Origin of the sequence: Streptomyces canus 299MFChir4.1, assembly GCF_000383615.1 — a bacterium.
GTDB classification, from domain to species: Bacteria; Actinomycetota; Actinomycetes; order Streptomycetales; family Streptomycetaceae; genus Streptomyces; species Streptomyces canus_C.
In genome coordinates this window covers 1-4,115 of record NZ_KB911682.1, presented here as the reverse complement: position 1 = coordinate 4,115, position 4,115 = coordinate 1, and the positions used below count along the sequence as shown (strand labels likewise).

Sequence of the window (4,115 nt, the reverse complement as noted above, 5' to 3'; positions counted from 1 at the left end):
CATCCGCCCCCAGCCACGCCAGCAACTGCGTCGCCGACGGACCCGACTGCACATGCGTCATGTCCAGCACCCGCACACCATCAAGCGCCAACGTCATGCTCGCCACCCCATCTCTGCGTCGTCGTGTGTTCGCCGGTGGCCGGGCGGCGCCCCTTCCCGGTGCGCCGCCCCGGCCTTTCTCACGGCATCAGCTGGTACTCGGGGAAGTTCCCGGGCAGCCGTTCACCGGCCGGGCCCTGAGTCACCGCGCGGATCAGCAGTTCGCCGCCGACGAAGGCGCCGCTCCAGGAGGCGCCGAACCCGCCGAACAGCTCGTCGCGGTCGCCGCGGGAACGCGGCTTGCCGTGGCCGATCTTGAAGGCGCGGATCTGCGGGGCGAGCCGGTCGAAGGTGGCCCGGTCGTCGGTGGACAGGGTGGCCACCAGGGCGCCGTTGGAGGCGTTCATCGCGGCCAGCAGTTCCGCCTCGGTGTCGACCAGGACGATGGTGTCGACCGGGCCGAAGGGTTCCGCGTGGTGCAGGGGTGAGGAAGGGGGCGGGTTGAGGAGGGTGACCGGCTGGACGTATGCCGAGGTGTCCTGGCCGGGCAGGAAGCGGGCGTCGGCCTCGCTGCCGCGGTGCACGGGGACGGCTCCGCGGTTGATGGCCTCGGCGACCTGGTCGCGGAGTTCCTTCGCCTTGGCCGCGTTGATCACCGGCCCGAAGTCCAGCGCCGGGTACGGGTCGTCGGGGTGCTCGACGGCGAGGGGGTGGCCGAGGCGCAGGGTGCGCACGGCGGGGAGATAGGCCGTCAGGAACTCGTCGAACAGCTCGCGCTGGACGACGAACCGCGGGTAGGCGGTGCAGCGCTGCTTGCCGTAGTCGAAGAGCTTGGGGATGACGGCGGTGAGCGCGTCCCAGTCGGTGTGGTTCCAGATCCCCCAGGTGTTGAGTCCCTCCTGTTCGAGGACGTGGCGCTTGCCGAGGTCGGCGACGGCCGTGGCGACGGCGGCGCCGGTGTCGCGGCCGCCGACGAAGGAGACGCAGCCGATCTCGGGCGCCCGCACCAGCGCCTCGGACAGCTCCCGCCCGCTGCCGCTGACGAGGGTGACGGGTATCCCTTCACGGGCGGCGAGCGCGCAGGCCAGGGTCAGGCAGGCGACGCCGCCGTCGGTCGGGGTCTTGGCGATGACCGCGTTGCCCGCCAGTGCCTGCACCAGCATGGCGTGCACGAGCACGCTCATCGGGTAGTTCCAGCTGGCGATGTTGGACACCGGCCCGTCCAGCGGGGCGCGGCCCTCGACCATGGGTTCGATGCCGTCGACGTACCAGCGCACGCCGTCGATGGCCCGGTCGACGTCGGCCTGCGCGAGCCGCCAGGGCTTGCCGATCTCCCAGACCAGCAGCAGGGCGAGGAGTTCGCGGTGCTGGGTGAGGGCGTCGAGGGTGGCCGCGACGCGGGCCCGGCGCTCTTCGAGCCGTATGTGCCGCCAGGCGCGGTGCTGGTCGAGGGAGGCGCGGACGGCGTGGTGGGCGGCTTCCCGGTCCAGGCGCGGCGGGCCGGCGATCGGGCTGCCGTCGACGGGGCTGGTGGCGGGCAGTGCGCGGCCGTCGGCCCGCCAGGCGGAGGCCCAGAGGTTGAGGACGCGGTCGTCCCGGAATGCCTCGGGGGCGACCGCGAGGCAGCGTTGCCATGCGTCGTTCCAGGAGGTACCGGACTTCACCACGAGGTGGGTGGAGTTGAGGGTGGTGGTCATGCGATGTCTCCGCTCTCGGTGCACAGTCGGGGGCGGGGTGTCCGGGGACGCGGCGGGGCCGGGCGAATCTCCGTCCGCCGCCGTGTGGGGGTCCGGGTCAGGCGTGAGGGGCCTGGCGGACCGTGTCCAGCAGGGCGAGCACGAGGCGGGCCGTCTCGGTGGGGGTGTTCCCGACCTTGACGCCGACCGCCTCCAGCGCCGCCTTCTTCGCCTGCGCCGTGCCCGCCGAACCGGACACGATGGCGCCGGCGTGGCCCATGGTCCGTCCCTCGGGCGCGGTGAATCCGGCGATGTAGCCGACGACGGGCTTGGTGACGTGCTCACGGATGTAGGCGGCCGCCCGTTCCTCGGCGTCCCCGCCGATCTCCCCGATGAGGACGATCAGTTCGGTGTCGGGGTCGTCCTGGAAGGCGGCCAGGCAGTCGATGTGGGTGGTGCCGACGACGGGGTCTCCGCCGATGCCGACACAGGTGGAGAAGCCGATGTCGCGCAGCTCGTACATGAGTTGGTAGGTGAGCGTGCCCGACTTGGACACCAGGCCGACGCGGCCGGACCTGGTGATGTCCGCCGGGATGATGCCGGCGTTGGACTGGCCGGGGGTGATCAGGCCGGGGCAGTTGGGGCCGACGATCCGGGTCCCCTTCTTCTTCGCGTACGAGGTGAAGGCGACGGAGTCGTGGACGGGGATGCCTTCGGTGATGACGACGGCCAGGGCGATCCCCGCGTCCACGGCCTCGACGACTGCAGCTCCGGCGAAGGGGGGTGGCACGAAGACGACGGTGACGTCCGCTCCGGTCGCCTGTATGCCGTCGGCGACCGTGCCGAAGACGGGTACGGCCCGGTCGTCGAAGTCGACTCGCTGTCCGGCCTTGCGCGGGTTGACGCCGCCGACCACGTTGGTGCCGGCCGCGAGCATGCGCCGGGTGTGTTTCATGCCCTCGCCGCCGGTCATGCCCTGGACGAGGACCCTGGATTCCTTGGTCAGGAAGATGGCCATGTTCTCCTCCTTCAGCCGGCGTTGGCGAGTTCGGCGGCGCGGCGGGCGGCGCCGTCCATGGTGGTGGCCTGCTGGACCAGGGGGTGGGCGCGTTCGTCGAGGAGGGCCCGGCCGCGGGCGGCGTTGTTGCCGTCGAGGCGCACGACGAGCGGCTTGGTGAGCCGGACCTCGTCCAGGGCCCGGACGATGCCGTCGGCGACCGCGTCACAGGCGGTGATGCCGCCGAAGACGTTGACGAACACGGATTTCACGGCCGGGTCCGACAGGATGACCGTCAGTCCGTCGGCCATGACCTGGGCCGAGGCGCCGCCGCCGATGTCGAGGAAGTTGGCGGGCCGGGCTCCGCAGCCGGCGACCACGTCGAGGGTCGACATGACCAGGCCGGCGCCGTTGCCGATGATGCCGACCGAGCCGTCGAGCTTCACGTAGTTGAGGCCCTTCGCGGCGGCCGCGGCCTCCAGCGGATCGTCGCACGCCATGCTCCCGGTACCCCGACGGGGCTGCCGGAAGCGGGCGTTGTCGTCGAGGGTGACCTTGCCGTCGAGGGCGAGGATGTGCCCCTGACGGGTGCGGACGAGCGGGTTGACCTCGACGAGGACGGCGTCCTGGCCGACCAGCACCTCCCAGAGTCGTACGAGAACGTCGACGGTCCCCGGCGGCAGTCCGGCCGCCTCGGCGATCTCGCCCGCCTTCGCCGAGGTGACGCCCTCGGCGGGGTCGATCGGTATCCGGGCGACCGCCTCCGGGCGAACCGCGGCGACCTCCTCTATGTCCATGCCGCCCGCCGCCGAGGCGATCGCGAGGAAGCTGCCCGCGGCCCGGTCGAGGACGTAGGCGACGTAGAACTCGCTCTCGATGTCCACGGGTTGGGCCAGCATGACCTTGCCGACCTTGTGCCCCTTGATGTCCATGCCGAGGATCCGGCGTGCCGTCCTCTCGGCCTCGGCCGGGTCGGCGGCGAGCCGCACTCCGCCCGCCTTGCCCCGGCCGCCGGTCTTGACCTGCGCCTTGACGACGACGCTGCCGCCGAGCCTACGGGCCATCACCCGTGCTTCCTGGGGCGAGTCGGTGACCTCCGCCCTGGACACCGGAATCCCGCGTTCTTCGAAAAGCCCCCGGGCTTCGTGCTCGTACAGGTCCATGCTTGGGCTCCCGTCTCAAAGTGCACGACTCAAAAGTGCTGCACGCCCCCTGGACATCACCCATCGGATGCGGGATAACAATCTTCATACAGTATTCGTCGACTGTATGCAATGTGCCAAACATGGCCGTGAGGTGATCCGTGACGACGTTGGCGCTTGATGGTGTGCGGGTGCTGGACATGACGCATGTGCAGTCGGGTCCGTCGGCGACGCAGTTGCTGGCGTGGCTGGGGGCGGATG

Annotated in this window: 5 protein-coding genes; 1 reads left to right on the top strand and 4 read right to left on the bottom strand. The window is 71.1% G+C overall.

The window, feature by feature from the left end; all coding sequences use genetic code 11:
• The 4 genes from H293_RS58260 to sucC all read right to left on the bottom strand — a co-directional run.
• Positions 1–106, bottom strand: a 106-nt coding sequence (locus tag H293_RS58260) for a CoA transferase (protein ID WP_397896583.1), incomplete at its 3' end; no start/stop codon positions are given.
• Positions 107–179: 73 nt separating this feature from the next.
• A complete protein-coding gene (locus H293_RS0148700) occupies positions 180–1,736 on the bottom strand; it encodes an aldehyde dehydrogenase family protein (protein WP_020124993.1) in 1,557 nt (518 codons plus the stop codon).
• A 97-nt stretch (positions 1,737–1,833) separates the two neighbouring features.
• Positions 1,834–2,733 carry a succinate--CoA ligase subunit alpha gene (sucD, locus tag H293_RS0148695; RefSeq protein WP_020124992.1) on the bottom strand — a complete coding sequence of 300 codons (900 nt, stop codon included), beginning with the start codon at positions 2,731–2,733 and terminating at the stop codon, positions 1,834–1,836.
• 11 nt (positions 2,734–2,744) lie between these two features.
• The gene (gene sucC / locus H293_RS0148690) at positions 2,745–3,875 is read right to left on the bottom strand and encodes an ADP-forming succinate--CoA ligase subunit beta (protein WP_020124991.1); all 1,131 of its coding nucleotides are present in this window, start codon (positions 3,873–3,875) and stop codon (positions 2,745–2,747) included.
• Between the two features lie 140 nt (positions 3,876–4,015).
• Between sucC and H293_RS58255 the strand changes: the two genes are divergently transcribed.
• Positions 4,016–4,115: CoA transferase (locus H293_RS58255; RefSeq protein ID WP_158694612.1), on the top strand; the 100-nt coding region annotated here is incomplete at its 3' end.

Bases quoted from the DNA above. Each gene is read 5' to 3' on its own strand.
- H293_RS0148700 (WP_020124993.1), bottom strand. From the start codon at position 1,736: ATGACCACCACCCTCAACTCCACCCACCTCGTGGTGAAGTCCGGTACC.
- sucD (WP_020124992.1), bottom strand. From the start codon at position 2,733: ATGGCCATCTTCCTGACCAAGGAATCCAGGGTCCTCGTCCAGGGCATG.
- sucC (WP_020124991.1), bottom strand. From the start codon at position 3,875: ATGGACCTGTACGAGCACGAAGCCCGGGGGCTTTTCGAAGAACGCGGG.